This is a genomic window from Variovorax sp. 20P10.2.4, assembly GCF_058244205.1.
The window spans coordinates 1-3,766 of sequence record NZ_JBZAYE010000676.1; the positions used below are offsets into that span (position 1 = coordinate 1).

At 71.0% G+C, this 3,766-nt stretch carries 2 protein-coding genes; one reads left to right on the plus strand and one right to left on the minus strand.

Features of this window, described 5'->3' with window-relative positions; genetic code table 11:
* Positions 1-876 (minus strand): LysR substrate-binding domain-containing protein (locus tag AC27VN_RS35495; RefSeq protein WP_490879651.1); only part of this gene is annotated, 876 nt, incomplete at its 3' end.
* A gap of 176 nt (positions 877-1,052) precedes the next feature.
* Here AC27VN_RS35495 and AC27VN_RS35500 point away from each other — a divergent pair.
* Positions 1,053-3,746, plus strand: a complete 2,694-nt coding sequence (locus AC27VN_RS35500; RefSeq protein ID WP_490879652.1) for a tannase/feruloyl esterase family alpha/beta hydrolase — start codon at positions 1,053-1,055, stop codon at positions 3,744-3,746.
* Positions 3,747-3,766: the final 20 nt, after the last annotated feature.

Sequence of the window (3,766 nt, forward strand, 5' to 3'; positions counted from 1 at the left end):
GCGCGCGGGCAGGTTGTCCTCGTCGGCGCGCGACACCAGCGTGAGCGGCGCGTCGAGCGCGCCGCCATCGGCCAGCGGCGCATAGGCGATCGCGTGCGCATGCACGCCGGTCATCGAGGCCGGCACCACCGACAGCCCGACGCCCGCGGCCACGAGGTTGAGGTTGGTCATCATGCGTTCGACCTCGGCCACCACGCGCGGCCGCAGGCCCTTGGCATGGCACAGCGCGAGCAGCTCGGCATAGAGGCCGGGCGCGCCGGGGCGCCGCACCAGGATCAGGTCTTCCTCGCAGAGCTTCGCCAGCGGCAGTGGGCGGGAAGCCGTGCGCTGGCTGCGCGCGGTGGCGAAGCGGTGGTCGCTGGGCATCGCCACCAGCACCGGCTCGCGCAGCAGGGTCTCGAACGCCAGGCCCGCGGGCCGGTCGACCGGCACGCGCAGCAGGCCGCAATGCACGCGGCCCGCGGCCAGCGCCTCGGTGATCTCGGCGGCGTTGTTCTCGCTGAGCTGCAGCTCGACGTCGGGGTACTCGCGCCGGAACGCGCGCAGCGCCTCGGGCACGAAGCGGTGCGCGGCGGCCGAACTGGTGAAACCCACGGCCAGGCTGCCGGCCTGGCCGCTGGCCACGCGCGCCATGCGCTGCCGCATCGCGTCCATGTCCTGCAGCATGCGCAGCGCCTCGGCCTGGAACTGGCGGCCGGCGTCGGTCAGCGTCACGCCGCGCGGATGGCGCTTGAACAGCAGCACGCCGAGCTCGCGTTCCAGCGCCTTGATGGTCAGGCTCAGCGGCGGTTGCTGGATGCCCAGGCGCTCGGCGGCGCGCGTCATGTGGCCGGTCTCGGCGACGGCCACGAAGTAGCGCAGCGGTCTTATCTCCATACTTTTTTCATATTGAAAGTGCCTTGTTATTTTATTTGACCCTAGGTCAGGCTGCTTCTATCGTCCGGCCGCCTATTCAATGAGCGGCCCCACGAGGCCGTGTTCCGGAGACAAAGACCATGCGCCCACCGCGCCCCTTGCCGACATCCGTGCCGACCCGACTCGGCCTTCCCTCCATGCTGCGCGCCGGTGCCACCGCACTGGGCCTCTCGCTGATCCTGGCCGCCTGCGGTGGCGGCGGAGGAGGGGGCGGCGGCTTTCCGTTCCTGCCCGTCAATCCGCCAGGGAATGGTGGCGACGGCGGCAACCCGCCGGTGGAGCCGCCGCCGGCCCAGACCGCGAAGGCCTGCGCCGAGCTCGCCGGCATGACCCTGGCCGCCGCGCAGATCAGCCTGCCCACGCAGGGCGCCACCGTGACCAGCGCCACCGCGGTGGCCGCGGGCGATGCCGGCAACAACTACGGCGACTACTGCCGCGTGCGCGGCACCATCCAGCCGGTGGACCCGAACTCGCAGCTGATCAACTTCGCGCTGAACCTGCCCGAGAAGTGGAACCAGAAGACCATCCACTTCGGCGGCGGCGGCTTCGACGGCGTGCTGATCGACGGCACCGAGGTGATCCGCTTCGGCCCGCGCGAAAAGCCCGCGCCGCTCGCGCTCGGCTATGCCACCTACGGCGACGACTCGGGCCACCAGGCCAGCAGCATCACCGACGGCCGCTTCGCCGCCAACGACGAGCAGCTCGCCAACTACGGCGGCCAGTCGCTCAAGAAGACGCGCGACGTGGCGCAGGCGCTGGTGCTCGCGCGCTACGGCAGCAAGCCGAAGAAGGCCTACTTCCTCGGCACCTCGACCGGCGGGCGCGATGCGCTGAGCTACATCCAGCGCTGGCCGCTCGACTACGACGGCGTGATCGCCAACGAGCCCGCGCTCAATTACACGGGCACGCGGCTGTCGAACGTGGCCGTGGGCCGCGCGCTCTACAACAACGGCGGTGCGGGCTGGATGAACGTGGCCAAGACGCTGCTGGTGCAGCGGACCGTGCTGCAGGCCTGCGACAAGCTCGACGGCGCGGCCGACGGCATCGTGAGCAACGTCGAGAGCTGCCGCCAGCTCAACACGCAGATCCTCGCCTCGCTGCGCTGCACCGGCGGCACCGACACCGGCGACGGCTGCCTGTCCGACGCGCAGCTCGATACCGTGCGCACCATCGAGTCGCCGCTCGAGTTCACGAGCTACGCGCTGGGCAACGGCGTGAAGCGCGCGGGCGGCTACAACCTGCTCGAAGGCGCGCTGGTGGCGGGCCCGTACACCACGCGCGACCTCGGCACGCGCAAGGTGCCGGCCAACCCGGCCACCTCGGCCGACGCCAACATGTACGTCACCGGCGACCAGTGGGTGAAGTACTTCGTGACGCGCATCGAGGGCTTCGACACGCTGACCTTCGATCCGCTGAACCCCGGCGCCTACGCGGCGCGCGTGACCGAGGTGTCGAACCTCACCGACGCCACCAACCCGGACCTCGCGCCCTTCTTCGCGCACGGCGGCAAGCTGATCATGCTGCACGGCCTGGCCGATGAAGTGATCAGCCCGAACTCGACCATCGACTATTACAAGCAGCTGATCGCCACCGTGGGCCAGGCCTCGGTCGACCAGAACGTGCGCTTCTACACCGTGCCCGGCATGGGCCACGGCACCGGCGTGTTCATCCCCAACTGGGATTCGCTCGCGGCGCTCGAGGGCTGGGTCGAGGGCGGCCTCGCGCCCGCCACCGGCGTGGCGGTGGACGCGGTGGCCGGCACCTACGGCCGCACCCGCCCGCTGTGCCAGTTCCCGGCCTGGCCCAAGTACCGCGGCAGCGGCAGCCTCGACGCGGCCGTCAACTACAGCTGCGTGACCGAGGTCGGCGATCCGCTGGCCTGCCCGAACCTGCCCGCGGCCGTTGCCACCTACAAGGGCGGCGACAGCTTCGGCGAAGAGCTGCGCGTGCAGATCGACCCGGCCACCATGGCCTACACCGTCACCGTCGACGCCAGCCTGCAGCGCACCGTCGGCACCACGCGCAGCGGCACGCTGGTGTCGCAGGGCCAGTGCAGCTACACCAGCGGCGAGAGCGGCGCGGTGTTCGCGTTCGCGCCGGGCGGCGTGCTGCTGGGCGGCGTGAACGCGCCGAGCGGCGGCGGCTTCGCACCGCTGCTCGCGTTCCAGAACACCTTCGAGAACTCGGCCTCGCCCGCGGTATTCAACCCGGTCGCGAACATCTTCAACACGGTCGGCGTGCAGCAGGGCAGCGGCAGCGCCGTGCCCTATGCCGGCGCGGTGCGGCTGCGCAACGCGGGCACCTTCCAGTACTGCCGCAGCGCGGCGGGCAATGCCGGCAGCTTCATGGTCTACGACGCCAACTGCACCGAGACCGAGAAGGGCTACATCACCTGGAACGGCACGCGCAATGCCTTCGACCTGCGCACCACCGCGCCGACCGGCGGCGCCACCACCACCGGCGGCACGCTCACCGGCTCGATGGTGATCGGCCTGGTGAACGGCGCTGCGGTGCCGATGCACCTGGTGCGCGAATCGGCCACCAGCTTCGGCCTGCGCCTGCACGCGACGCAGCTGAGCCTGACCGCGGGCGCGGCCGACGGCAGCTACGTGATGGCCAGCGTGAAGGGCGAGAACGCCGCGGCCACCGTGACCGGCACCGGCTTCAACCTCGCGGGCACGACCGCGACGCTGAGCTACGACAAGCCGGTGCCGGGCGTGGTGGAATCCAGCCTCGGTGCGCCGGACCACTTCCTCTTCAACAGCGGCGTGCTCGGCTTCGTGTCCGGCGCGGGCACCAGCGCGGCGCTGCAACTCGGAGTACGCCATTGACGATGCATCTCGAGCGGCGG